At 69.5% G+C, this 25,162-nt stretch carries 23 protein-coding genes; 1 reads left to right on the plus strand and 22 read right to left on the minus strand.

Annotated features, from left to right (window positions below; all coding sequences use genetic code 11):
* The first annotated feature begins 75 nt into the window (after positions 1 to 75).
* A complete protein-coding gene (locus OG447_RS00825) occupies positions 76 to 1,935 on the plus strand; it encodes a glycoside hydrolase family 18 chitinase (protein WP_266934235.1) in 1,860 nt (619 codons plus the stop codon).
* A 173-nt stretch (positions 1,936 to 2,108) separates the two neighbouring features.
* Here the strand turns inward: OG447_RS00825 and OG447_RS00830 are convergent, their stop codons facing one another.
* From OG447_RS00830 to OG447_RS00935, 22 genes are all read right to left on the minus strand, one after another.
* Positions 2,109 to 2,555 (minus strand): DUF2550 domain-containing protein, encoded by a 447-nt coding sequence (locus tag OG447_RS00830; protein WP_266934236.1) that lies wholly within the window; start codon positions 2,553 to 2,555, stop codon positions 2,109 to 2,111.
* A 161-nt stretch (positions 2,556 to 2,716) separates the two neighbouring features.
* Positions 2,717 to 3,088, minus strand: coding sequence for a F0F1 ATP synthase subunit epsilon (locus OG447_RS00835; RefSeq protein ID WP_150259378.1), 372 nt, complete (start codon positions 3,086 to 3,088; stop codon positions 2,717 to 2,719).
* Positions 3,089 to 3,228: 140 nt separating this feature from the next.
* Positions 3,229 to 4,671, minus strand: a complete 1,443-nt coding sequence (atpD, locus tag OG447_RS00840) for a F0F1 ATP synthase subunit beta (protein ID WP_266934237.1) — start codon at positions 4,669 to 4,671, stop codon at positions 3,229 to 3,231.
* Positions 4,671 to 5,588 (minus strand): F0F1 ATP synthase subunit gamma, encoded by a 918-nt coding sequence (locus OG447_RS00845; protein WP_266934238.1) that lies wholly within the window; start codon positions 5,586 to 5,588, stop codon positions 4,671 to 4,673. Before OG447_RS00845 ends, atpD begins: the two co-directional genes overlap by 1 nt.
* A gap of 20 nt (positions 5,589 to 5,608) precedes the next feature.
* Positions 5,609 to 7,204 (minus strand): F0F1 ATP synthase subunit alpha, encoded by a 1,596-nt coding sequence (gene atpA, locus OG447_RS00850; RefSeq protein ID WP_266934239.1) that lies wholly within the window; start codon positions 7,202 to 7,204, stop codon positions 5,609 to 5,611.
* Between the two features lie 129 nt (positions 7,205 to 7,333).
* Positions 7,334 to 8,149 carry a F0F1 ATP synthase subunit delta gene (locus OG447_RS00855; RefSeq protein WP_266934240.1) on the minus strand — a complete coding sequence of 272 codons (816 nt, stop codon included), beginning with the start codon at positions 8,147 to 8,149 and terminating at the stop codon, positions 7,334 to 7,336.
* Positions 8,146 to 8,688, minus strand: a complete 543-nt coding sequence (locus tag OG447_RS00860) for a F0F1 ATP synthase subunit B (protein ID WP_266934241.1) — start codon at positions 8,686 to 8,688, stop codon at positions 8,146 to 8,148. Before OG447_RS00860 ends, OG447_RS00855 begins: the two co-directional genes overlap by 4 nt.
* Positions 8,689 to 8,730: 42 nt before the next feature.
* On the minus strand, positions 8,731 to 8,955 hold the full coding sequence (gene atpE / locus OG447_RS00865) for an ATP synthase F0 subunit C (protein ID WP_030545783.1): 225 nt from the start codon (positions 8,953 to 8,955) through the stop codon (positions 8,731 to 8,733).
* Between the two features lie 79 nt (positions 8,956 to 9,034).
* On the minus strand, positions 9,035 to 9,841 hold the full coding sequence (atpB, locus tag OG447_RS00870; protein ID WP_266938693.1) for a F0F1 ATP synthase subunit A: 807 nt from the start codon (positions 9,839 to 9,841) through the stop codon (positions 9,035 to 9,037).
* Between the two features lie 241 nt (positions 9,842 to 10,082).
* Positions 10,083 to 10,520: a hypothetical protein gene (locus tag OG447_RS00875; protein ID WP_266934242.1), complete on the minus strand. Its 438-nt coding sequence runs from the start codon at positions 10,518 to 10,520 to the stop codon at positions 10,083 to 10,085.
* Between the two features lie 274 nt (positions 10,521 to 10,794).
* Positions 10,795 to 12,129 (minus strand): MraY family glycosyltransferase, encoded by a 1,335-nt coding sequence (locus OG447_RS00880; protein WP_266934243.1) that lies wholly within the window; start codon positions 12,127 to 12,129, stop codon positions 10,795 to 10,797.
* Between the two features lie 116 nt (positions 12,130 to 12,245).
* On the minus strand, positions 12,246 to 13,475 hold the full coding sequence (gene glyA, locus OG447_RS00885) for a serine hydroxymethyltransferase (RefSeq protein ID WP_266934244.1): 1,230 nt from the start codon (positions 13,473 to 13,475) through the stop codon (positions 12,246 to 12,248).
* A 105-nt stretch (positions 13,476 to 13,580) separates the two neighbouring features.
* A complete protein-coding gene (locus tag OG447_RS00890) occupies positions 13,581 to 14,213 on the minus strand; it encodes a protein-tyrosine-phosphatase (protein ID WP_266934245.1) in 633 nt (210 codons plus the stop codon).
* Positions 14,210 to 14,857: an L-threonylcarbamoyladenylate synthase gene (locus OG447_RS00895; RefSeq protein ID WP_266934246.1), complete on the minus strand. Its 648-nt coding sequence runs from the start codon at positions 14,855 to 14,857 to the stop codon at positions 14,210 to 14,212. The genes OG447_RS00890 and OG447_RS00895 overlap by 4 nt, the downstream gene beginning before the upstream one ends.
* 49 nt (positions 14,858 to 14,906) lie before the next feature.
* Positions 14,907 to 15,752 carry a peptide chain release factor N(5)-glutamine methyltransferase gene (gene prmC / locus OG447_RS00900; protein WP_266934247.1) on the minus strand — a complete coding sequence of 282 codons (846 nt, stop codon included), beginning with the start codon at positions 15,750 to 15,752 and terminating at the stop codon, positions 14,907 to 14,909.
* Between the two features lie 53 nt (positions 15,753 to 15,805).
* On the minus strand, positions 15,806 to 16,885 hold the full coding sequence (gene prfA, locus OG447_RS00905; protein WP_266934248.1) for a peptide chain release factor 1: 1,080 nt from the start codon (positions 16,883 to 16,885) through the stop codon (positions 15,806 to 15,808).
* 126 nt (positions 16,886 to 17,011) lie between these two features.
* Complete coding sequence (gene rpmE, locus OG447_RS00910) at positions 17,012 to 17,230, minus strand: 50S ribosomal protein L31 (RefSeq protein ID WP_266934249.1); 219 nt, start codon at positions 17,228 to 17,230, stop codon at positions 17,012 to 17,014.
* 195 nt (positions 17,231 to 17,425) lie between these two features.
* The gene (locus OG447_RS00915) at positions 17,426 to 18,526 is read right to left on the minus strand and encodes an LCP family protein (protein ID WP_266934250.1); all 1,101 of its coding nucleotides are present in this window, start codon (positions 18,524 to 18,526) and stop codon (positions 17,426 to 17,428) included.
* A 338-nt stretch (positions 18,527 to 18,864) separates the two neighbouring features.
* Positions 18,865 to 21,030, minus strand: coding sequence for a transcription termination factor Rho (gene rho / locus OG447_RS00920; protein WP_266934251.1), 2,166 nt, complete (start codon positions 21,028 to 21,030; stop codon positions 18,865 to 18,867).
* A gap of 441 nt (positions 21,031 to 21,471) precedes the next feature.
* The gene (gene thrB, locus OG447_RS00925) at positions 21,472 to 22,398 is read right to left on the minus strand and encodes a homoserine kinase (protein WP_266934252.1); all 927 of its coding nucleotides are present in this window, start codon (positions 22,396 to 22,398) and stop codon (positions 21,472 to 21,474) included.
* Positions 22,399 to 22,681: 283 nt separating this feature from the next.
* Positions 22,682 to 23,752, minus strand: coding sequence for a threonine synthase (gene thrC, locus OG447_RS00930; RefSeq protein WP_266934253.1), 1,071 nt, complete (start codon positions 23,750 to 23,752; stop codon positions 22,682 to 22,684).
* A gap of 6 nt (positions 23,753 to 23,758) precedes the next feature.
* Entirely contained in the window at positions 23,759 to 25,048 is a 1,290-nt protein-coding gene (locus OG447_RS00935; RefSeq protein ID WP_266938694.1) for a homoserine dehydrogenase, read from the minus strand.
* Positions 25,049 to 25,162 lie beyond the last annotated feature (114 nt).

The raw sequence follows: 25,162 nt of genomic DNA on the forward strand, positions 1-25,162 counted from the left end.
TCACGGGCGGCGCAGGTCCCACCCCCATGTCGAACGTCGGCCCCGCGACCTCGACGGACCTACGGAGGAGCACCCTTGAGCACAGCATCCCCACCCCGCACCAGGCGTACCCGGTTCTTCACGCGGGTCGCGGCCGTCCTGGCCGCCCTCGCCGTACCCGTCAGCGGCCTCGTCGCGCTGGCCGGCCCCGCACAGGCCGCGACCTCCGCGACCGCGACGTACACCAAGGTCTCCGACTGGGGCACCGGCTTCGAGGGCAAGTGGACGGTCAAGAACACCGGTGACACCACCATCAACAGCTGGGCCGTCGAGTGGGACTACCCCGCCGGCACCTCGGTGACCTCCGCCTGGGACGCCGATGTGACGAGCTCCGGCACCCACTGGACCGGCAAGAACAAGTCCTGGAACGGCACCCTCGCCCCGGGCGCCAGCATCAGCTTCGGCTTCAACGGCGCCGGTTCCGGCGCCCCCTCCGGTTGCAAGATCAACGGCGGCTCCTGCACCGGCGGGCCGACCCAGCCCGGCGACAACCCGCCCTCGGCCCCCGGCGCCCCCACCGCCTCCGGCATCACCGAGACCTCGCTGACCCTGAACTGGGCCGCAGCCACCGACGACAAGGGCGTCAAGAACTACGACGTCTACCGCAACGGCGCCAAGGTCGCCACGGTCACCGGCACCAGCCGCGCCGAGACCGGCCTGACCAAGGGCACCACGTACAGCTACCACGTGATCGCACGCGACACCATCGACCAGACCGGCCCCGCCTCCGGCACCCTGTCGGTCACCACCGCCGGCGGCACCGTCGATCCCCCGCTCCCGGGCGGCCCGGTCAAGCTCGGCTACTTCATCGAGTGGGGCAGCTACGCGCGCAACTACCACGTGAAGAACCTGGTCACCTCCGGCACGGCCAGCAAGATCACACACATCAACTTCGCCTTCGGCAACGTCCAGAACGGCGGGTGCACCATCGGTGACTCCTACGCCGACTACGAGAAGGCGTACACCGCCGACCAGAGCGTCGACGGCGTCGCCGACACCTGGGACCAGCCGCTGCGCGGCCACTTCAACCAGCTGCGCAAGCTGAAGAAGCAGTACCCGCACATCAAGATCCTGTGGTCGTTCGGCGGCTGGACCTGGTCCGGCGGCTTCCCGCAGGCTGCGGCCAACCCGACCGCGTTCGCGAACTCCTGCTACAACCTGGTCGAGGACCCGCGCTGGGCCGATGTCTTCGACGGCATCGACCTGGACTGGGAGTACCCGAACGCCTGCGGCCTGTCCTGCGACACCTCCGGCCCGGCCGCGTTCAAGAACATGATGCAGGCCATGCGGGCCCGGTTCGGCCAGAACAACCTGGTCACCGCCGCGATCACCGCCGACGCCTCCAGCGGCGGCAAGATCGACGCGGCCGACTACGGCGGCGCCGCCCAGTACATCGACTTCTACAACGTCATGACGTACGACTTCTTCGGCGCATGGGCGGCGCAGGGCCCGACCGCCCCGCACTCCCCGCTGACCTCGTACTCCGGCATCCCCCAGCAGGGCTTCAACTCAGCCGAGGCCATCGCCAAGCTCAAGAGCAAGGGCATCCCGGGCTCGAAGCTCAACCTGGGCATCGGCTTCTACGGACGCGGCTGGACCGGTGTCACCCAGGCCACCCCGGGCGGCAGCGCCACCGGCCCGGCCCCGGGCACGTACGAGCAGGGCATCGAGGACTACAAGGTGCTCAAGAGCAGCTGCCCGGCCACCGGCACGATCGCCGGCACCGCCTACGCCAAGTGCGGCAGCAACTGGTGGAGCTACGACACCCCGGCCACCGTCGCCTCGAAGATGGCCTGGGCCAAGCAGCAGGGGCTGCGCGGAGCCTTCTACTGGGAGTTCAGCGGCGACACCACCAACGGCGAACTCGCCAACGCCGTCCACACCGGGCTCCAGTAACCCCCACTACGGCACCCGGTGACAGACGGAGCCGGGGAGACGGGTCCGCCCCCGTCTCCCCGGCTTCTCCTTCTTGACGCGCCACTCGCACGGCTCGGCCCCTGGGGGCCTCCCCGGCTTCGCGCCGCTGCGCCGGACTCCGTCCGGCGGGGACGATCCAGCCCCGCCGGCCCTCAGGCCACGTTCACCCTCTGGCCGGGAGGCGCCGCCTCCAGCCAGGCCAGGAAGCCCGTCAGCGCGTCCTCGCTCATCGCCAGCTCCAGGCGCGTCCCCTGGTGGAGACAGCCGAGCACGATGGCGTCGGAGAGCAGGGCCAGCTCCTCCTCGCCCTCCGGGGCGCGGCGGGAGACCACCTCGATGGAGGACCGCTCCAGCAGCCGGCGCGGGCGCGGCGAATAGCTGAACACCCGGAACCATTCGATCCGGTCACCGCTGTAGCGCGCGACCCCGTACACCCAGCCCTTGCCGGAGATATCGGGTTTATCCGATACCCCCCAGCGCAGACTGCAGTCGAAGGTGCCTCCGGAACGCTGGATGAGCCTCCGGCGCAGCCCGAAGACAAACAGCCCGATCACCACCAGGGCTACGACCAGGCCGCTCACAAGCAGAGCGAGGAGCATCTTCACCGACCTCCTCGCTCATCGAATGCCTCACGAAAAACGGACCTGCATCGCCTCAGCCGCGACCCGGTCTGGAAAATTCCAGAACGGACCGCGGCTGAGGTCTGCTGGGTCCCGGAGGTCGCCCCCCGGAACCCAGCGGTTCAAACTCCGACGGGCAATCAGCCCGTTACGGCGCGCAGCCGGACATCCGCGCGACGCTCGGCGGCCGCATCGGCCTCCGCCTTCGCGCGCTCCAGTGCCCGCTCCGCACGCTGGACGTCAATCTCGTCCGCGAGCTCGGCGATCTCGGCCAGCAGGGACAGCTTGTTGTCCGCGAACGAGATGAAACCGCCGTGCACCGCGGCGACGACAGTGTTGCCCTCGCTGGTGCGGATGGTCACAGGGCCCGATTCCAGCACACCGAGAAGCGGCTGGTGACCGGGCATGACGCCGATGTCGCCGGACGTGGTGCGGGCGACAACAAGGGTGGCCTCGCCGGACCAGACATTGCGGTCCGCCGCGACCAGCTCGACGTGCAGCTCAGCAGCCAAGGTGGCTCCTCGGGTCACCACCCGGCGGGTCAGCCGGGTGTTGGGTCAAATTCTAATGGGCGTGGGGAGAGGGACGGGACACACCCGCCCCTCTCCGTGAATCCTTTGAACCGGATGCGCCCCTCGCGGAGCGCGCCGGATCAGGAGACGCCCAGCTCCTTGGCGTTGGCCTTCAGGTCCTCGATGCCACCGCACAGGAAGAACGCCTGCTCGGGGAAGTGGTCGTAGTCACCGTCGCAGATCGCGTTGAACGCGGTGATCGACTCCTCCAGCGGAACGTCCGAACCGTCCACGCCGGTGAACTGCTTCGCCACGTGGGTGTTCTGCGACAGGAAGCGCTCGACGCGACGGGCACGGTGGACAACGAGCTTGTCCTCCTCGCCCAGCTCGTCGATACCGAGGATCGCGATGATGTCCTGGAGGTCCTTGTACTTCTGCAGGATCCCCTTGACGCGCATCGCCGTGGCGTAGTGGTCCGCCGCGATGTACCGCGGGTCGAGGATGCGGGACGTCGAGTCCAGCGGGTCCACGGCCGGGTAGATGCCCTTCTCGGAGATCGGACGGGAAAGAACCGTCGTCGCGTCGAGGTGGGCGAAGGTGGTCGCCGGCGCCGGGTCGGTCAGGTCGTCCGCGGGGACGTAGATCGCCTGCATCGAGGTGATCGAGTGACCACGGGTCGAGGTGATGCGCTCCTGGAGGAGACCCATCTCGTCGGCCAGGTTCGGCTGGTAACCCACCGCGGAGGGCATACGGCCGAGCAGGGTCGACACCTCGGAACCCGCCTGGGTGTACCGGAAGATGTTGTCGATGAAGAACAGCACGTCCTGCTTCTGCACATCGCGGAAGTACTCCGCCATGGTCAGACCGGCAAGGGCGACGCGCAGACGGGTGCCCGGGGGCTCGTCCATCTGGCCGAAGACAAGCGCCGTCTTGTCGATGACGCCGGACTCGGCCATTTCCTCGATGAGGTCGTTGCCCTCACGGGTACGCTCACCGACGCCCGCGAAGACCGACACACCGTCGTGGTTGTTGGCGACGCGGTAGATCATTTCCTGGATCAGAACGGTCTTGCCGACACCGGCACCACCGAACAGACCGATCTTTCCACCCTTGACGTACGGGGTGAGAAGGTCGATGACCTTGACGCCGGTCTCGAACATCTCGGTCTTCGACTCGAGCTCGTCGAAGCGAGGCGCCTTGCGGTGGATCGGCCAGCGCTCGGTGACCTCGGCGTTCGTCTCCGGGTAGTTGAGCACCTCACCCAGGGTGTTGAACACCTTGCCCTTGGTGAAGTCACCGACGGGGACGGTGATGCCCTCGCCCGTGTTGGTCACCGCGGCCTGGCGGACCAGACCGTCGGTCGGCTGCATCGAGATGGTACGGACGAGGCCGTCACCTAGGTGCTGCGCGACCTCGAGGGTCAGGGTCTTGAGCTTGCCGTCCTCGGCCGGGTCGGCGACCTGGACCTTGAGGGCGTTGTAGATCTCGGGCATGGCGTCGACGGGGAACTCCACGTCGACGACCGGGCCGATGACCCGGGCGACGCGGCCCGTGGCGGCGGCCGTCTCAACAGTGGTCGTCATTACTTGTCACTCCCCGCGGTCGCGTCAGCCATGGCGCTCGCGCCACCGACGATCTCGCTGATTTCCTGGGTGATTTCGGCCTGGCGGGCCGCGTTGGCAAGCCGGGAGAGGCTCTTGATGAGATCCCCGGCGTTGTCGGTCGCCGACTTCATCGCGCGGCGGCGGGCGGCGTGCTCGGAAGCAGCCGACTGCAGCAGTGCGTTGTAGATACGGCTCTCGACGTAGCGCGGCAGCAGGGCGTCGAGGACGTCCTCCGCCGACGGCTCGAAGTCGAACAGCGGAAGGATCTCGCCCTTCGTACCGCTCTCCTCCGCAGCCTGGTCGAGGCTGAGCGGCAGCATCCGGCCGTCCACCGCGTTCTGCGTCATCATCGACACGAATTCCGTGTAGACGATGTGCAGCTCGTCGACGCCGCCCTCTGCCGTTTCCAGCTGGATGGCCTCGATCAGCGGCCCGGCGACGCGCTTGGCGTCGACATAGGCCGGGCTGTCGGTGAATCCGGTCCACGACTCCGCGACCTTGCGCTCGCGGAAGCCGTAGTAGGCCAGACCCTTACGGCCGACGATGTACGTGTCGACCTCCTTGCCCTCGCCGCGCAGCCGCTCGGTGAGCCGCTCCGCCTGCTTGATGGCGTTGGAGGAGTAGCCGCCGGCCAGACCGCGGTCGCTCGTGATGAGCAGAACCGCGGCGCGGGTCGGCGTCTCGACCTCGGTCGTCAGGGCGTGCTTGGTGTTCGAACCGGTCGCCACCGCGGTCACCGCACGGGTGAGCTCGGTCGCGTACGGCATCGATGCCGCCACCTTGCGCTGCGCCTTGACGATGCGCGAGGCGGCGATCATTTCCATCGCCTTGGTGATCTTCTTGGTCGCCGTGACGGCACGGATGCGACGCTTGTAGACCCGGAGCTGCGCTCCCATGAGTCAGGTCCCTTCCGTCGTCACTTGGAGACGTTGACGGCCGGCGCGTCCTCGCCCAGAAGCTTGCCGTCCGAGGTCTCGAACTGGCGCTTGAAGGCGGCGATGGCGTCGGCGATCGACGTCAGGGTGTCGTCCGACATCTTGCCGCCGTCGGCGATGGAGGTGAGGAGGTCCTTGCGCTCGCGGCGCAGGTGCTCCAGCAGCTCCGACTCGAAGCGACGGATGTCGTTGACCGGGACTTCGTCCATCTTGCCGGTGGTACCGGCCCAGACGGAGACGACCTGCTCCTCGACGGGCATCGGCTGGTACTGGCCCTGCTTCAGCAGCTCGACCAGACGCTTGCCGCGCTCCAGCGAAGCCTTCGACGCGGCGTCCAGGTCGGAACCGAAGGCGGCGAACGCCTCCAGCTCGCGGTACTGGGCGAGGTCCAGGCGCAGACGGCCGGAAACCTGCTTCATGGCCTTGTGCTGGGCGGAGCCACCGACGCGGGAGACCGAGATACCGACGTTCAGCGCCGGGCGCTGGCCCGCGTTGAACAGGTCGGACTCCAGGAAGCACTGGCCGTCGGTGATGGAGATGACGTTGGTCGGGATGAACGCCGACACGTCGTTCGCCTTGGTCTCGACGATCGGCAGACCGGTCATCGAACCGGCACCCATGTCGTCGGACAGCTTCGCGCAGCGCTCCAGCAGACGGGAGTGCAGGTAGAAGACGTCACCCGGGTAGGCCTCACGGCCCGGCGGGCGGCGCAGCAGCAGCGACACGGCGCGGTAGGCGTCGGCCTGCTTCGACAGGTCATCGAAGATGATCAGGACGTGCTTGCCGGCGTACATCCAGTGCTGGCCGATGGCGGAACCGGTGTACGGCGCCAGGTACTTGAAGCCGGCCGGGTCGGACGCCGGGGCGGCGACGATCGTCGTGTACTCGAGCGCGCCGGCGTCTTCCAGGGCGCCGCGAACGGACGCGATGGTCGAGCCCTTCTGGCCGATGGCGACGTAGATGCAGCGAACCTGCTTGTTCACGTCGCCCGAGCGCCAGTTGTCGCGCTGGTTGATGATCGTGTCGACGGCCAGGGCGGTCTTACCCGTCTGACGGTCACCGATGATCAGCTGACGCTGGCCACGGCCGATCGGCACCATCGCGTCGATGGCCTTGTAGCCGGTCTGCATGGGCTCGTGGACCGACTTGCGGACCATGACGCCCGGGGCCTGCAGCTCGAGGGCGCGGCGGCCTTCGGTCGCGATCTCGCCGAGACCGTCGATCGGGTTGCCGAGCGGGTCGACGACGCGGCCGAGGTAGCCCTCGCCGACGCCGACGGAGAGAACCTCACCGGTGCGCTGCACCGGCTGGCCCTCCTCGATACCGCTGAACTCGCCGAGGACGACCGCACCGATCTCGCGCTCCTCGAGGTTGAGGGCGAGACCGAGGGTGCCGTCCTCGAACTTCAGCAGCTCGTTCGCCATGGCGGAGGGCAGGCCCTCCACCTTCGCGATGCCGTCGCCGGCAACGCTGACCGTTCCGACCTCCTCGCGCGAGGCCGCGTCCGGCTGGTACGACTGGACAAAGTTCTCCAGTGCGTCCCGGATCTCCTCCGGCCGGATCGTGAGCTCCGCCATCTGGGTTCCCTGCTCTCCTTGTTGGGCCTGAAGCTTCTTAGGGGTCTGGGGGCGACCCCCAGGAATCTTCTGCAAGTTCTGCACGGCCCAACCGGGCCGCTAGGAATGCGTTGTTCTATTGGTGGCTGGTCAGCCGGCCATGCGGCGGGACGCCTCGGAGAGGCGGTCCGCGATGGTGCCGTCGATGACCTCGTCGCCGACCCGCACCGTGATCCCGCCGAGGACCGCGGGGTCCACGTCGAGGTTCAGGTGCATCTGGCGGCCGTACAGCTTGGCCAGCACCGCGCCGAGACGCTGCTTCTGCACGTCGCTGAGCGGAACCGCGCTGGTCACGGTGGCGACCATGCGGTTGCGGCGCTCGGCGGCGAGCGTGGAAAGGGACTCGAGTCCCGCTTCCAGGCTACGTCCACGCGGGTGCGTGACAAGTCGCGTGATGAGGCGCTCGGTGACGGCGTTCGCCTTGCCGCCGAGCAGGCTGCGCAGCAGCTCGCTCTTGGCGGAGGCGGTGGCCGACCGGTCGGTCAGCGCGGAACGCAGCTCGGTGTTCGAGCCGACGATCCGGCCGAACCGGAAGACCTCGTCCTCGACGTTGTCGAGGGCGCCGCCCTGCTGGGCCGCGGTGAGGTCGGCGGTGGCCGCCAGTGCCTCGAGCGAGTCCACCAGGTCGCGGGACTGCGACCAGCGGGACCGGACCATGCCGGACACGAGGTCGAGGGTTTCCCCGCCGACCTGGCTGCCCAGCAGCCGACCGGCCAGCTCGGCCTTGGCCTCGCCGGGCTGCGCCGGGTCCGTGATGACCCGACGCAGCGAGACCTCACGGTCGAGCAGCGCGGTGACGGCTGCCAGCTCACCGGCGAGCTTCGCCACGTCGACGGACGTGTTGTCCGTCAGCGCGTCGAGACGCTCACGCGCGGAGGCCAGCGCCTCGCGGCTCGCTCCGTTCATCGGGCGGCCTCGGCCTTCTCCTCGAGCTCGCTGAGGAAACGGTCGATCGTGCGGCTCTGCCGGGCGGCGTCCTCGAGGGACTCGCCGACGAGCTTTCCGGCCAGGTCGGTGGCGAGCTTGCCCACGTCCTGACGGAGCGCCTGAGAGGCGGCCTTGCGGTCGGCCTCGATCTGGGCGTGGCCGGCAGCGATGATCTCCTCACGCTGCCGCTGGCCCTCTGCGCGCAGTTCTTCCTTGAGCGCAGTGCCCTGCTCCAGCGCTTCCTGGCGCAGGCGCGCGGCCTCGTGCCGGGCTTCGGCGAGCTGGGCCTTGTACTGCTCCAGGACGCTCTGGGCCTCGGTCTGAGCGGCTTCTGCCTTCTCGATACCGCCTTCGATGGCCTCGCGACGCTCGTCCAGAACCTTGTTGATGTTCGGGAGGAGCTTCTTGGCGAGGAAACCGAAGACGATGACGAAGGCGATCAGACCGATGACGAGCTCGGGGATCGGCGGGATGAGGGGATTCTGAGGCTCCTCAGCCGCGAGAACCAGGAGGTTCACATCAGTGCCTTTCGTCGATTCGGACTAGTCGTGAGGTTCGTCTTAGTAGACGAACGGCATGACCAGACCGATGAGGGCGAGCGCCTCACAGAAGGCGAAGCCGAGGATCTGGTTGGCGCGGATCAGACCGGCAGCCTCAGGCTGACGGGCAAGAGCCTGCGTGCCGTTACCGAAGATGATGCCGACGCCGACGCCCGGGCCGATCGCCGCGAGACCGTAACCGACGGAGCTGAGGGAACCTTCGACGGCAGCAAGGGTCTGGGACATGCCAGTTCTTCCTTCTCTTTCATGGACCGGTGGGGGTTGGCCACCGGACGATTCGGGGGGGTGCAGGAGCGGGCGGCGCTCAGTGGTGCTCGGCGACCGCACCCTGCAGGAAGCTGCAGGCCAGGAGCACGAAGACGTAAGCCTGGACAGCCTGGATGAAGAGCTCGAACGCGGTCATCACGATGACCATGACGAACGAGACACCGGCGTAGGCGATGCCGATCCCGTTCAGCAGGTACCAGCTGGCGATGGTGAACAGCAGCAGCAGGGTGTGACCGGCGAACATGTTCGCGAACAGTCGGACCGCGTGGGTGAACGGGCGGACGATGACGTTCGAGAAGAACTCGATCACCATGACCATCGGCAGGATCGCGCCGAGGGACTTGTCGTAGCCCGTCACGTTCTTCAGGCCACCGACGAAGCCGTGACGCTTGAAGGTCACCGACATCCACATGACGTAGATGACGAGCGCGAGCCCGACCGGGTAGGCGAAGACCGCGGTGACCGGGAACTGGGCGAGCGGCACGATCGACCACAGGTTCATGATCCAGACGAAGAAGAACGTCGCGACCATGAAGGGGACGTACTTCTCGCCTTCCTTCTTACCGAGCGTCTCGTAGACGATGCCGCGGCGCACGAAGTCGTAGCCCGCCTCGGCGACCATCTGCAGCTTGCCCGGGACGACCTTCGGCTTCCGGAAAGCAGCCCAGAAGAACGCAACGATGACGATCGAGCCCAGCAGGGCGAGCAGCATCGTCTTGTTGAAGTACAGACCGTCCGCATCGCCGAAGATCGGCTTGAAGAGGAACGAGTACAGGGTCGGGGCCGGGAAGCCACAGCCAGTGCCGTCTTCGAAATGACAGTTGATATCGAAGGCGAGCGTCATGTCAGCAGCACTCACCGCAGGGCTCCTTCAGCGTGGCGCATAGGTACGGCAACCTCGTTGTGTCGGCGCGGCGCGCAGCCGCGGTTCGGCACTGGACTGGTGTAACGGATGGTGGGGCGGCAGTCAGGCATCGAGCCTCGCGATGGAACAGGCGTCAGCTCAGATGCCCGCGCCCGCAGTGCCGCAGTTGGCACCGGACGATAGCAGGATCCCGAACGCCCACTTATCCCGGCCCTACCCTTCACGACTTCGGCCCCGGATTGTCGGGCTTGTCGCCCTTCACCGAGTCCGGTTCGACGTAAAGAATCTTTGCCTTCATGTGAGCACGGGTCTGTGCGCCGATCCACACGAGGGTGGTGACGACAAGCGTGATCGCGAAAGCCTTGGGGTGGAACAGGGTGGTGTTCTTGAACGCGGCGAGAAAGACGAAGAGCAGCAGAATCTGGGCCGCGTAGAGCATGAGCCCCATGGCCTGGAAGAGATGCGGAAGTGATTTCGCCGTGCGTTGGAGAACGACGAATCCGATGCCCATGAACAACATCACGACCAGCGTCGCGACGACGGCTCCGACGGCACCCTTGCTCCCGACGACCAACGCGCTGACCGCTGCGGCGAGAGCGCCGGCGACAGCCGTGGGTACGGCGGCTTGCATGAGGAATCGGACGTCTTCTGACCGCATGGCGGTTTGCTCCGCGTGGTGGTGGGGGCAAGGGACTCGTACGGGACGAGCGTAAGCCCGGTCCGAGTGTGAGCCTCGGGCCAAGGGACCGTCGCACTACGGTCCTTCGGCTCTGTCGCCGGGTTTAGTGAACGGTATCACAAACTATTTGATGAGAGCTTTACCTGCCAGATGTGCCGACTGTCACACATGAGAGTGACCCTGCGCGTGTGTGCGCGACAGCCGACCGGGTTGTCTGGTAAAGGGATCCCATGTCGGACATGCGCTTTCGGCGTCAGCGGGTCGATCCGGCCTTACGTCGGTCGGGGAAGCGCGAACGGGGGCCCACGGCGGTCGCTCCGTTGACGCCCGACACTCCCGCCACGATCGGCCGGGCCGGCTCCGGTTCCGCCCCTGGAGCCTCCTGCACGGCCGCCTCGGCGGCGGCCTCCGCGGCCCGCGCGGCGTGCCGGTAGCGGGGCGGCACCAATCCCTCCGCCCAGCGCGGGGTGCGCGGGGTGAAGCGCGGCAGGAGCAGCAGGACCAGGCCCAGCGCGCTGAGCACGGCGATCGCGAGCACGATCCACATCGAGGCGGAATGCACCGAATAGGCGACCGCGCCGAAGGCGATCAGGCCCGACCAGAAGTACATGATCAGGACCGCGCGGCTGTGGGAATGTCCGAGCTCCAGCAGCCGGTGGTGCAGATGGCCGCGGTCGGCCGCGAAGGGCGACTGGCCCTTCCAGGTGCGCCGCACGATGGCCAGGACCAGGTCCGCCATCGGGATGGCGATGATCGTCAGGGGCAGCAGCAGCGGGATGAAGACCGGCAGCATCGCGCGCGTCGCGTTGCGCTCACCGCCCGCGAACAGGGCCATCGCGTCGGGGTCCACCTGCCCGGTGATGGAGATGGCGGAGGCGGCCAGCACCAGGCCGATCAGCATGGAGCCGGAGTCGCCCATGAAGATGCGCGCCGGATGCATGTTGTGCGGCAGGAAGCCCAGGCACATGCCCATCAGGATCGCCGCGAAGAGCGTCGCAGGAGCGGCCTGCTCGATGCCGTACCCGAACCAGAGGCGGTAGGCGTAGAGGAAGAACGCCGCGGCGGCGATGCACACCATGCCGGCGGCGAGGCCGTCGAGGCCGTCCACGAAGTTCACCGCGTTGATGGTGATCACGACGAGGGCGACGGTGAGCAGGGTGCCCTGCCACTGGGTGAGCGAGACCGTGCCGATGCCCGGGACCGGGATGAACAGGATGGTCAGGCCCTGCATGACCATCACGCCGGCGGCGATCATCTGCGCGCCGAGCTTGATCAGGGCGTCGAGCTCGAACTTGTCGTCCAGTACGCCGATCAGCCAGATCAGGGCGGCCCCGGAGAGCAGGGCCCGCGGCTCGTTCGACAGCTCGAAGACGCCGTTGAGGTTGCGCAGGTTGTCGGCGACGAGGAGGCCCGCGCACAGGCCGCCGAACATCGCGATGCCGCCGAGGCGGGGTGTGGGTTCGCGGTGCACGTCGCGGGCACGGATCTCCGGCATCGCCCCGGCCGCGATCGCGAACTTCCGCACGGGCCCGGTGAGCAGGTAGGTCACCGCGACCGTGACGCAAAGCGTCAGCAGATATTCACGCACGGGCTGCCCCAGATGTATCGCCGGCCATCTCAGCCCCACACATTAGCTGCGATGTCCCTACTACCAAGGACGCCGGGTGGCCGCTTCCCGGTTGCACTACGACCCTCTTGTCCCACTTACTCCCCGTACGGGGGAAATCCGAACGTCAGCTGCTTGACCTCCGTACGGGTTTTCCCGGCTTCCCCGTGCAGTGCGGCGGCAAACAGCGCGGCGATGGTGCGCATCTCCGGCTCCCCCATGCCCTGGGTCGTGACGGCGGCCGTGCCGAGCCGGACGCCGCGCTGGTCCCCGTACGGCAGGGCGCACGTCTCCAGCACGATCCCGGCGGCGGCCAGCCGGCCGCGCGCGGTCGGGCCGTCGACGCCCAGCGGGGCCGGGTCGGCGGTGATCAGGTGCGTGTCGGTGCCGCCGGTGGTGACGGCGAGGCCGTGGTCCGCGAGCGCCTGCGCCAAGGCCCTGGCATTGGCGACGACCCGGTGCGCGTACGTGGTGAACGCGGGCGCCGCGGCCTCGCCGAAGGCCACGGCCTTGGCAGCGATGGTGTGCATCTGCGCGCCGCCCTGGGTGAAAGGGAACACAGCCCGGTCGATCCGCTCGGCGAACTCGGCGCCGCACAGGATCATCCCGCCGCGCGGCCCGCGCAGCACCTTGTGCGTGGTCGCGCAGACGATGTCGGCGTACGGGACGGGGCTGGGCGCGGCCCCGCCGGCGACCAGCCCGATCGGGTGGGCGGCATCGGCGATCAGGTAGGCCCCGGCCTCGTCGGCGATCTCACGGAAGGCCGAGTACTCGGGATGGCGGGGGTAGGAGATGGACCCGCAGACGATGGCCTTGGGCCGGTGCGTCCGCGCGAGCTGCTGCACCTGCTCGTAGTCGACGAGCCCGGTCTCCGCGTCCACGCCGTAGCCGACGAAGTCGAACCACCGCCCCGAGAAGTTCGCGGGCGAACCGTGGGTGAGGTGTCCCCCGTACGAGAGCCCCATCGCCAGCACCGTGTCCCCGGGCCGCAGCAGCGCGGCGTACGCGGCCAGGACGGCGGAGGAACCCGAATGCGCCTGGACGTTGGCGTGCTCGGCCCCGAACAGGGCCTTGGCCCGCTCCACGGCGAGCTGCTCGGCCAGGTCGGCGTACTCGCATCCGCCGTGGTGCCGGGCGCCCGGGTACCCCTCGGCGTACTTGTTGGCCAGCGGCGAGGCGAGGGCGGCGAGCACGGCGGGCGAGGTGAAGTTCTCGGCGGCGCTCAGCTGCAGCGTGCCGGCCTGTCGCTGCCGCTCCCCTTCGAGGATGTCGGCGAGCTGCGGATCCTGCTGCCGCAGGGCATCGCTGGCCTGGGTGATGACGCTCATGGCGCGACTCCATGGGTACCGGGTACCAGCCACTCTAGGCCGGGCCCGCCCCTCACGCCTCGCGGCACCGCTGGGGCTCCGCCCCAGACCCCGCTCCAGCAGGCGTCAGCGGGAAGCGGTGACGCCCGTCAGGGCCGTGACCACCGGGTCCAGCGCCTGGTTGATCTCGTCGCCGATCGAGCGGAAGAAGGTGATGGGGGCCCCGTACGGGTCGTACACCTCGTCGGCGTCCGGCGAGGGTGCCAGCAGCCAGCCGCGCAGCGCGGCGGCGGCCCGCACCAGGGCGCGAGCCCGCTCCGCCATCCCGTCGTCGAGCGGCGGCAGCGTGGCGGGGTCTATGGCCCGCACCAGCCGGGTGAACTCCTTCAGCGTGAAGGTCCGCAGGCCCGCCGAGTGGCCCATCGAGATGACCTGCGCCCGGTGGTCGCGGGTCGCGGTCAGCACCAGGTCGGCGCGGATGACGTGCTCGTCGAGCAGCTCCCGGCCGGTGAAGCCGGTGGCGTCGGCCCCGAAGTCCGCCAGCACCGCGGCCGCGTTCGCCTCCATCGGGGCCCCCTCGTGGCCCCAGGTGCCGGCGCTCTCCACGAGGAGGTCGCCGGTGACGAGCCCGCCGAGGCGGTGCGAGAGGGCGTGCCGCGTCAGCCGCTCGGTGATGGGCGAGCGGCACACGTTGCCGGTGCTGACGTGGAGTATGCGGAAGGTGCCGTCCCCGGCTATGCCACGCCCCTCAGGGGTCACGGGGCGACCTCGAGGTCGGGTACGACCTCCCGCAGCTGGTCCGCGGTGAGCGCGCCCTCGCGCAGCAGGACGGGGACCTTCCCGGTGACGTCGACGATCGACGAGGGCTGGATGCCGGGCGTCGGCCCGCCGTCCAGGTACACGGACACGGAGTCGCCGAGCATCTCGCGCGCCGCGTCGCAGTCCTCGGGCGCCGGGTGGCCGGACAGGTTGGCGGAGGACACGGCCATCGGGCCGACCTCGGTCAGCAGCTCGATGGCGACCGGGTGCAGGGGCATGCGTACGGCCACGGTGCCCTGGGTGTCCCCCAGGTCCCAGGCCAGCGACGGCTGGTGCTTGGCGACCAGGGTCAGCGCGCCCGGCCAGAAGGCGTCGACGAGCTCCCAGGCCTGCTCGGAGAAGTCCGTGACGAGGCCGTGCAGGGTGTTGGGGGAGCCGATGAGGACCGGGGTGGGCATGCCGCGGCCACGCCCCTTGGCAGCGAGCAGGTCGTTCACGGCCTCCGGGCTGAAGGCGTCCGCGCCGATCCCGTACAGGGTGTCGGTGGGCAGCACGACGAGCTCGCCGCGGCGCACGGCGGATGCGGCTTCGCGCAGACCCGTCTTGCGGTCCGTCGCGTCGTTGCAGTCGTATCGCCGGGCCATCAGCGGGCCTCCTCAAGCAGCAGGGGGGTGACGGGAAGGGTCGCGCCGGTCACGGCAGCGCCTTGCGGGCGGTCGCGAAGCGCGGGCGGTTGTTGAGGTCCGGGTGGTCGGCCGCGTCGGCCCAGCCGCGCTCCTCGGCGAAGATCCACGGGACCTGGCCGCCCTGGGTGTCGGCGTGCTCGATGACGACGATCCCGCCGGGCCGCAGCAGCCGGTGGGCGGTGCGTTCGATGCCGCGGATGGTGTCGAGGCCGTCCTCGCCGGAGAAGAGCGCCATCTCGGGGTCGTGGTCGCGGGCCTCGGGGGCGACGTACTCCCACTCGGTGAGCGGGATGTACGGCGGGTTCGAGATCACCAGGTCGACCTGGCCGTCCAGCTCGGGCAGGGCGCTCAGCGCGTCCCCCTGGTGGACGGTGACCCGGGAGCCCTCGGCGTTCTTACGGGTCCACCGCAGGGCGTCCTCGGACAGCTCGACGGCGTGCACGCGCGAGCGCGGCACCTCCTGCGCCATGGCCAGCGCGATGGCGCCGGAGCCGGAGCACAGGTCCACGATCATCGGCTCGACCACGTCCATGGCCCGGACGGCGTGTATGGCCCAGTCCACGACCGACTCGGTCTCGGGCCGGGGGACGAAGACCCCGGGCCCGACCTGGAGCTCCAGGTAGCGGAAGAAGGCGCGGCCGGTGATGTGCTGGAGCGGCTCGCGCGCCTCGCGGCGGGCGATGGCCTCCCAGTAGCGGGCGTCGAAGTCCGCGTCCTTGACCTGGTGCAGTTCCCCCCGTTTGACGCCGTGCACGAAGGCGGCGAGCTCCTCCGCGTCGAAGCGCGGTGAGGGCACGCCGGCGGCGGCCAGCCGCTGGGTGGCCTGGGCCACCTCGGCAAGCAGCAAGTTCACGCTGGTCCTCCGGGCTGCTGTCGTACGGGGGTGGTGCGGGGATCGGGCTGGAATCAGTGCGCGGCGGCGAGCTTGGCCGCGGAGTCCGTGTCGACGCAGGCCTGGATGACCGCGTCGAGGTCCCCGTCGAGCACCTGGTCCAAGTTGTACGCCTTGAAACCGGTCCGGTGGTCCGAGATCCGGTTTTCCGGGTAGTTGTACGTGCGGATCTTCTCGGAGCGGTCCACGGAGCGCACCTGGCTGCGGCGCACGTCCGAGGCCTCCTGCTCGGCGGCCTCCTGGGCGGCGGCCAGCAGCCGCGAACGCAGGATGCGCATGGCCTGCTCCTTGTTCTGGAGCTGGCTCTTCTCGTTCTGGCAGGAGGCGACCACACCGGTCGGCAGGTGCGTGATGCGCACGGCCGAGTCGGTGGTGTTGACGGACTGGCCGCCGGGGCCCGAGGAGCGGTACACGTCGATGCGGAGGTCGTTCATGTTGACCTCGACCTCGACCTCCTCGGCCTCCGGGGTGACGAGCACGCCGGCGGCGGAGGTGTGGATGCGGCCCTGCGACTCGGTGGCCGGAACCCGCTGGACGCGGTGCACGCCGCCCTCGTACTTCAGGCGGGCCCACACGCCCTGGCCGGGCTCGGTGGCGCCGTTGCCGCCCTTGGTGCGGACGGAGACCTGGACGTCCTTGTAGCCGCCGAGCTCGGACTCGGTGGCGTCGATGATCTCGGTCTTCCAGCCCACGCGCTCGGCGTAGCGCAGGTACATGCGCAGCAGGTCGCCGGCGAACAGCGCCGACTCGTCGCCGCCCGCGCCCGCCTTGACCTCGAGGAGCACGTCCTTGTCGTCGCTGGGGTCGCGCGGGACCAGCAGCAGGCGGAGCTTCTCGGTGAGCTCCTCGCGCTGCGCGGTCAGCTCCTTGACCTCGGCCACGAAGTCCGGGTCGTCCTGGGCGAACTCCTTCGCCGTCTCGATGTCCTCGGCCGACTGCTTCCAGGCACGGAAGGTCGCCACGATCGGGGTCAGCTCCGCGTAGCGCTTGTTCAGCTTGCGCGCGTTGGCCTGATCCGAGTGGACCGAAGGGTCGGCGAGCTTCTTCTCAAGATCGGCGTGCTCGCCGATCAGTTCCTCGACCGCCTCGAACATCGGGGGCTCCTGTGGTGAAAGTACGAAAGGACTGCACGGGATGCCGTGCCGGGACGACGACAAAGGCGCCGGTCCGGCCGCCCCCGAGTGGACAGGGGGCGGCCGGTGACCGGCGCCTGGGTGTCGCTACTTCTTGGCAGCACCCTTGCCGAAGCGCGCCTCGAAGCGGGCCACGCGGCCACCGGTGTCGAGGATCTTCTGCTTGCCCGTGTAGAACGGGTGGCACTCGGAGCAGACCTCGGCACGGATGGCACCGGCGGTCAGCGTGGAGCGGGTGGTGAACGACGCGCCACAGGTGCAGCTGACCTGGGTCTCGACGTACTCGGGGTGGATCTCGCTCTTCAAGGTGTCTCCTAGATTCGGGAGGGCGCCGGGTCGCAGGAGCCGAATTGCGCACTGCGTGAACCGGGGCCGACAGACCAGTCTGCCAGGACCGGGCTGCCTGTCAAAATTCTGAGGACGCCTCCCTCAACGGGAGCGGGCCGGCATCTATTCCGCACCCCCGCGGATCCCTTCCCGATCCCTTGCGGACCGGGGGTCCTACTGGACGATCCCGCCGGCCGTGCTCTTGTCCCCCATGGAGTTCGTGGTGGCCTCGGCCGGGATGGGCTGGTCCGCCAGCAGGGCGTCCCAGACGAGCTTGGACTCCTTGGTGAGCGGCGCGACGCGGTCGTTGTCGCGGGGGTCGACGGTCACCGGCAGGGTGATCATCTGCATGTCCTGGGCGTCGATGCCCTGGAGGCCCTGGGCGAAGCCCATGAGGGACTTCACGTCGCCGAGCGCCTTGTCGGTGGTGAGCGCCTTGGTCCCGGAGTCGGCGAGGGCGAGCAGCTGCTTGGGGTTGCCGAACACGCCGATGCTCTTGACCTGCTTGATCAGTGCCTTGATGAAGGCCTGCTGGAGCTGTATTCGGCCCAGGTCGCTGCCGTCGCCGACGCTCTTGCGGGTGCGGACGAGGCCGAGGGCCTGCTCCCCGTTGAGCTTGTTGGGGCCGGCCGCGAGGTCGAGGTGGCTGGCGTCGTCCTTGATCGGCTTGGTGGTGGTCACCTCGACGCCGCCGAGGTTGTCGATGATCTTCTTGAAGCCCGTGAAGTCGACCTCGATGTAGTGGTCCATGCGGATCCCCGACATCTTCTCGACCGTCTTGACCGCGCAGGCCGCCCCGCCGATCGTGTAGGCCTCGTTGAACTGCCTGCGCGTCCCGCCGGGGTCGGTCTTCCCGTTGGCCGTGGTGCAGGAGGGTCGCGCGGTCATGGTGTCGCGGGGTATCGATATGACGCTGGCCTTCTCGTGGCCCTCGTACAGATGGACGATCATCGCGGTGTCGGAGCGGGCGGAGCCGCCGTCGTCCCGCCCGTACTCGCCGTTGGCGCCGACGCGGGAGTCCGAGCCGAGGACGAGGATGTCCATCGAGCCGTTGTCCACGTTCTGCGGCCGGTCGGCGCCCAGGGCCGCGTCGATGTCGACGGTCTTCAGATTGCCGTTGAGCTTGAAGTAGAAGTAGCCGAGGCCCGCACCGCCCAGCAGGACCACGCCCGCGGCGCTCCATGCGGCGATGACGAGGGCTCTGCGGCGCCTGGGCGGTTTCCGTCGGCGCCGACCTGCGGCACGCCGCCCGCCACCCGTGCTGTCCTGGCTCATGCTCTCCTCAGTCCTGGGTCCGGTCCCCGGTCCGCTACGGCCGGTTGCTTCTCACCCTGCGGTCCACTGACACAGACGGCCGAAACGCCCCCCAGGGTTCCACGGCCGCCGTAGTCGCCCGGCCGGGGCGGCGCGCTCGGCCCCGCACCGCCCGCCGCGCCCGGCACCGCGCCGACCTGGGGCTTTACCCGGGGACGCCGGCAGCCGGGCGCACGTTCCGGGGGTGCCGGAGTGTGGCGAAGCTCGCACCGGGCGTGAACGGGCACAGCCGCCCCCGCCGCGGGTGCGGCGGGGGCGGCTGTGGTGACGCGGACCTGTTGCGGACCGGCTGTCAGACGTCAGTCGTCGTTCTTGCCCGACGGGGTCGTCTTCGCGATCTGCATCAGGAACTCGGCGTTCGACTTCGTCTGCTTCATCTTGTCGAGCAGCAGCTCGATCGCCTGCTGCGAGTCGAGCGCGTGCAGCACCCGGCGCAGCTTCCAGGTGATGGAGAGCTCCTCGCTGTTGAGCAGGATCTCCTCCTTGCGGGTGCCCGACGCGTCGACGTCGACGGCCGGGAAGATGCGCTTGTCGGCGAGCTTCCGGTCGAGCTTGAGCTCCATGTTGCCGGTGCCCTTGAACTCCTCGAAGATCACCTCGTCCATGCGCGAGCCGGTGTCGACCAGCGCGGTGGCCAGGATGGTCAGCGAGCCGCCGTCCTCGATGTTGCGCGCGGCACCGAAGAAGCGCTTCGGCGGGTACAGCGCGGTCGAGTCGACACCACCGGACAGGATGCGGCCGGAGGCGGGCGCCGCGAGGTTGTACGCGCGGCCCAGACGGGTGATGGAGTCCAGCAGGACGACCACGTCGTGACCCAGCTCGACGAGACGCTTGGCGCGCTCGATGGCCAGCTCGGCAACGGTGGTGTGGTCCTCGGCCGGGCGGTCGAAGGTCGAGGAGATGACCTCGCCCTTGACCGACCGCTGCATGTCGGTGACCTCTTCCGGACGCTCGTCGACCAGGACGACCATCAGGTGGCACTCGGGGTTGTTGACGGTGATCGCGTTGGCGATCGACTGCATGATCATCGTCTTGCCGGCCTTCGGCGGCGAGACGATGAGACCACGCTGGCCCTTGCCGATCGGGGCGACCAGGTCGATGATCCGACCGGTCAGCACGCCCGGGTCGGTCTCCAAGCGGAGCCGGTCCTGCGGGTAGAGCGGGGTCAGCTTCTGGAACTCCGGCCGTCCACGCCCGGATTCGGGCGCCATGCCGTTCACCGAGTCCAGCCGCACAAGGGCGTTGAACTTCTCGCGGCGCTCGCCGTCCTTGGGCTGGCGCACGGCACCGGTGGTGTGGTCACCCTTGCGCAGACCCGCCTTGCGGACCTGTGCGAGGGAGACGTACACGTCGTTGGGGCCGGGCAGGTAGCCCGAGGTCCGGATGAACGCGTAGTTGTCGAGGATGTCGAGGATGCCCGCGACGGGGATCAGCACGTCGTCGTCGGCGACCTGCGGCTCGCTCGGCGCGAACTCGTCACGGCCGCGACGGCCACGGCGGTCGCGGTAACGGCCGCGACGGCCACGGCGGCCGCCCTCGTCGTCGAAGTCGTCCTGCGGACCGTTGTCCGGGGGACCCTGACGGTCCTGACGGTCCTGACGGCCCTGCTGACCCTGACCCTGACCCTGGCCCTGACCGCGGCCGCCCTGCTGCTGGCGGTCCTGACGGTCGGCACGGTCCTGACGGGTGGCGCCCTGACCGGCCTGCGCGCCCTGGCCCTGAGCCTGCGCCTGGCCGCCCTGGCCCTGGTCATCGGCCTTCACACCGCGGTCACGGCGGTCACGCTGGCGGTCGCCGCGCTCGGCACGGTCACCGCGGTCGCGGCGGTCGCGACGGCCGCGGCCCTCGCCGTCCTGGCCCTGCGGCTGGCCGGAGACTGCCGTGGCGGCCTCCGCCTTCGCCTCGGGCTGGGCGACGGGCTCGGCCTTGACGGTCTCGGTCTTCTGCTCCACCTGCACGGCGGCGGGGGCCGAGGCCTCCGGGCTGCCGGAGGGGGCGGTGGCGCGGCGGCGGCGACGCTCGCCGGCCGGGGCCTCGTCTCCCCCACGATCGGCTTCGCTCGCGCGGGAGGGACCCCCGGCCGGCTGGCCCGGGATCTCGATCTGCGCCTGCGTGGCGGGCTTCTCGGCGGGCGCCTCTGTGGCGGCCTCACCCGTACGGGCCTTGCTGGTGGCGCGGCGCTTCGGCTTGGCCTCGGCGGTGTCGGCGGCTCCGGCGGCGGAGGACGCGGCCTTGGGGGCACTGCCGCCCGCCTGCGCCTCCTTGATGACCTCGATCAGCTGGCTCTTGCGCATCCGCGCGGTGCCCCTGATACCGAGGCCCGACGCGACCTGCTGCAGCTCGGCCAGGACCATGCCGTCAAGGCCGGTGCCGCTGCGGCGACGCTTGGGTGCGGCGCCCGCGGCGGGGGCACTGGTGTCGACATTGGTGTCGGCAGCGCCCATCAGATCGGTGGTGTCGCTCACGAAGGGTCCTTCCCTGGAGCGGACGTCGGCCTGTCTGGCTCGGCGACCGGTTGTGCTGTCCGACAACAGTCCGTGACCTGATGGGTCGTGGACCGCGGCCGGGGCGGTGGTCCGCCGGTAGAGATACGGCGGAGAGAAACGTGCATGGGTGGTTCCGGCGAGAAGCCCCCGAGCTGGAAGCGTGGGAATGTCACGCCGATTCCGGAGCGTGCTCGAAACTGCTGGAAGTGATCAAAGCAGTCGGGGAGGCTCCCGGAAGAAAGGTGGTCCCGGATGGGGACACTGAGCACCGAGCCATGGCGGCTTCGGATGCGCACTTGAGATTAACACTACCGGATCCAACAGACATTCCCCCTCTCAATCACCGGCAATCGCGCCTTCCGGCACGGGCGGCCTGCCCTGACCGCCCGCCCCGGACCGGCCGGGTCCCCGTGGAACGGCTCAGCCGCCCTGGGCACCCAGCGGGAGTACGCTCGCGCCCGCGGCGTCGAGGGCCAGCCGGGTGGCGGCCCATCCCTCGCCCGCGAGCCGCGCGACCTTGTCGGCCGCGCCGTTGTCGACCAGCGCCAGGACCGTGGGGCCCGCGCCGGAGATGACCGCGGGGATGCCGTCCGCCCGCAGCCTGCCCACCAGTGCCACGCTCTCGGGCATCGCCGGGGTCCGGTAGTCCTGGTGGAGCCGGTCCTCGGTCGCCGCCAGCAGGTACTCGGGACGCCTGGTCAGGGCCTCCACGAGCAGGGCGGCGCGGCCCGCGTTGACCGCCGCGTCCACATGCGGGACCGTACGCGGCAGCAGGCCGCGCGCGGTCTCCGTCAGGACCGGCTTCGAGGGGACGAAGACCACCGGAACGATGGAATCGGCGGGCTCCATCCGGATCGCCTTGGCGCTGCCCCCGTCCATCCACGCCAGGGTGAAGCCGCCGAGCAGACAGGCGGCGACGTTGTCGGGGTGGCCCTCGATCTCGGTGGCGAGCTCCAGCAGCGCCGAGTCGTCGAGCCTGCCCTCGCCGCCTATCGTCACGGCACGGGCGGCCACGATGCCCGCGCAGATGGCGGCGGAGGAGGAACCGAGGCCGCGGCCGTGCGGAATGCGGTTCGCGCAGACGACCTCGAGGCCCCGGGGCTGTCCGCCCAGCAGGTCGAAGGCCGTGCGCATGGAGCGTACGAGCAGGTGGCTCTCGTCCCGCGGGAGGCTGTCGGCGCCTTCGCCCGCGATGTCGATGTCCAGGCCGGAGTCGGCCACTCGGACGACGACGTCGTCGTAGAGCCCCAGGGCGAGACCGAGGGTGTCGAAGCCCGGGCCGAGGTTGGCACTACTGGCGGGGACGCGCACCCGTACGGCGGCGGCGCGGAACGCTGGACCGGCCATCGTCCGATGACACTCCTTGTGACTGTGCGAGATCTTCGCTCTTCGCTGGCTCGCTGCGAATGTACTGGAGAACGTACGACACCCGAAGGCCCTCGGGGCAGCACCGCAGTCATATGCGCGGTGGCGGATGTAAGTACAGCGTATCGAAGGAAGGTTCTCTCGCGACATAGGGCGCACACGAGGCGCACGATGCGTGTCGCGGACTTCCGCCGCACTTTTGTCGTCGTACGAGGTGAGTTGCCGGGTTCCGGATCACTCCGGAACCCGGCTCACGGGCGGTACGTCAGACCAGGCCGAGGCGGATCGCGGCGGCTTCCGCGTCCACCGGAACGGTGACCGGCTGCGGAGCGCCGGCGATCGCCCAGTCGGGGTCCTTCAGACCGTTGCCGGTGACGGTGCACACGATCGTCTGGCCGGGATCGACCAGGCCCAGCTCGGCGGCCTTGAGCAGGCCCGCCACCGAGGCAGCCGAGGCGGGCTCCACGAAGACGCCCTCCTGAGCGGCCAACAGCCGGTAGGCGGCGAGGATCTGGCGGTCCGTCACCTCGTCGATGAGACCGCCTGACTCGTCGCGCGCGGCGAGCGCGTACTGCCAGGAGGCCGGGTTGCCGATCCGGATCGCGGTGGCGATGGTGTGCGGCTCCTTGACGATCTCACCGCGCACGATGGGCGCGGAACCGGAGGCCTGGAAACCCCACACGCGGGGCGTACGGGAGGCCAGGCCGTCGGCCTTGTACTCCTTGAACCCCTTCCAGTACGCGGTGATGTTGCCCGCGTTGCCGACGGGAAGCACGTGGATGTCGGGCGCGTCACCGAGCGCGTCGACGATCTCGAACGCGGCCGTCTTCTGGCCCTCGATGCGGACCGGGTTGACGGAATTGACCAGCGCCACCGGGTAGTTGTCGGACAGCGCGCGGGCGAGGTCCAGGCAGTCGTCGAAGTTGCCGTCCACCTGGAGGATCTTGGCGCCGTGCACGAGGGCCTGGCCCATCTTGCCCAGCGCGATCTTGCCGCGGGGCACGAGCACCGCGGAGACCATCCCGGCGCGCACCGCGTACGCGGCGGCGGAGGCCGAGGTGTTGCCGGTGGAGGCGCAGATGACGGCCTTGGCGCCCTCCTCCTTGGCCTTGGTGATGGCCATGGTCATGCCGCGGTCCTTGAAGGACCCGGTGGGGTTCGCCCCCTCGACCTTCAGGTGGACCTCGCAGCCGGTGCGCTCGGAGAGCACCTGTGCGGGGACGAGGGGAGTGCCACCCTCGCGGAGCGTGACCACGGGAGTGGTGTCCGTGACCGGCAGGCGGTCCCGGTACTCCTCGATGATGCCGCGCCACTGGTGGGTGCGATTGCTGCTCATGGGTCCTTACTCCCCTTCAACACGCATGATGCTGGCGACACCGCGTACGGTGTCCAGCTTCCGCAGCGCCTCGACGGTCCCGGAGAGGGCGGCGTCGGGCGCGCGGTGAGTGACGACGACGAGGGAGGCCTCGCCGTCCTTGCCCGTCTGGCGGACCGTGTCGATCGACACGCCGTGCTCGGCGAAGGTGGTCGCGACCTGGGCGAGGACGCCCGGCTTGTCGGCCACATCAAGGCTGATGTGGTACCTCGTCACGACCTCGCCCATGGCACTGACCGGCAGCTGGGTGTACGCCGACTCGCCCGGCCCCGTTGCCTCGGCGAGCTTGTTGCGGCAGACGGCGACGAGGTCGCCCAGGACCGCGGAAGCGGTCGGCGAACCGCCCGCGCCGGGCCCGTAGAACATGAGCCGCCCGGCGGCCTCCGCCTCGACGAAGACGGCGTTGTACGCCTCGCGGACGGAAGCCAGCGGGTGCGTGAGCGGGATCATCGCGGGGTGCACGCGGGCTGTGACGGACTCGCCGTCGGCGGCGCGCTCCAGGATCGCCAGGAGCTTGATGGTGCAGCCCATCCGCTTGGCGGAGGCGAAGTCGGACGCGCTGACCTCGGTCATGCCCTCGCGGTAGACGTCGTCGAGGCGGACCCGGGTGTGGAAGGCGATGCCGGCCAGGATCGCGGCCTTGGCGGCGGCGTCGTAGCCCTCGACGTCGGCGGTGGGGTCGGCCTCGGCGTACCCGAGGGCGGTGGCCTCGTCCAGCGCCTCCTGGTACCCGGCGCCGGTGGAGTCCATCTTGTCGAGGATGAAGTTCGTCGTGCCGTTGACGATGCCCATCACCCGGTTGATCTTGTCGCCGGCGAGGGACTCGCGCATCGGGCGGACCAGCGGGATGGCGCCGGCCACGGCGGCCTCGTAGTACAGGTCCAGCCCGTGGGCCTCGGCCGCGGCGTGCAGCGCGGCGCCGTCCTGCGCGAGCAGCGCCTTGTTCGCCGAGACCACGGACGCGCCGTTCTCGAAGGCGGTGGTGATCAGCGTACGGGCGGGCTCGATCCCGCCGATGACCTCGATGACCACGTCGATGTCGCCGCGTTTGAGGAGGGCGGTCGCATCGGTGGTGACCAGCGCCGGGTCGATGCCCTCACGGACCTTGGAGGGGCGGCGCACGGCCACGCCGGCGAGCTCGACGGGCGCGCCGATCCTGGCCGTCAGATCGTCGGCGTGCGTCGTCATGATGCGCGCCACCTCTGAGCCGACCACTCCACAGCCCAGCAGCGCCACCTTCAGCGGACGCGTACGCATCATTCGACCTACGCCTTTCGATCTTCCATCAGTACCCCGCGGGCGGATTGCCCGCCGGGTGTGAACCAGTCTCACTCAATGGACAGCAGTTTCCATCCCCGGTCCATTGAGTGA

The organism is Streptomyces sp. NBC_01408 (genome assembly GCF_026340255.1).
GTDB lineage: Bacteria > Actinomycetota > Actinomycetes > Streptomycetales > Streptomycetaceae > Streptomyces.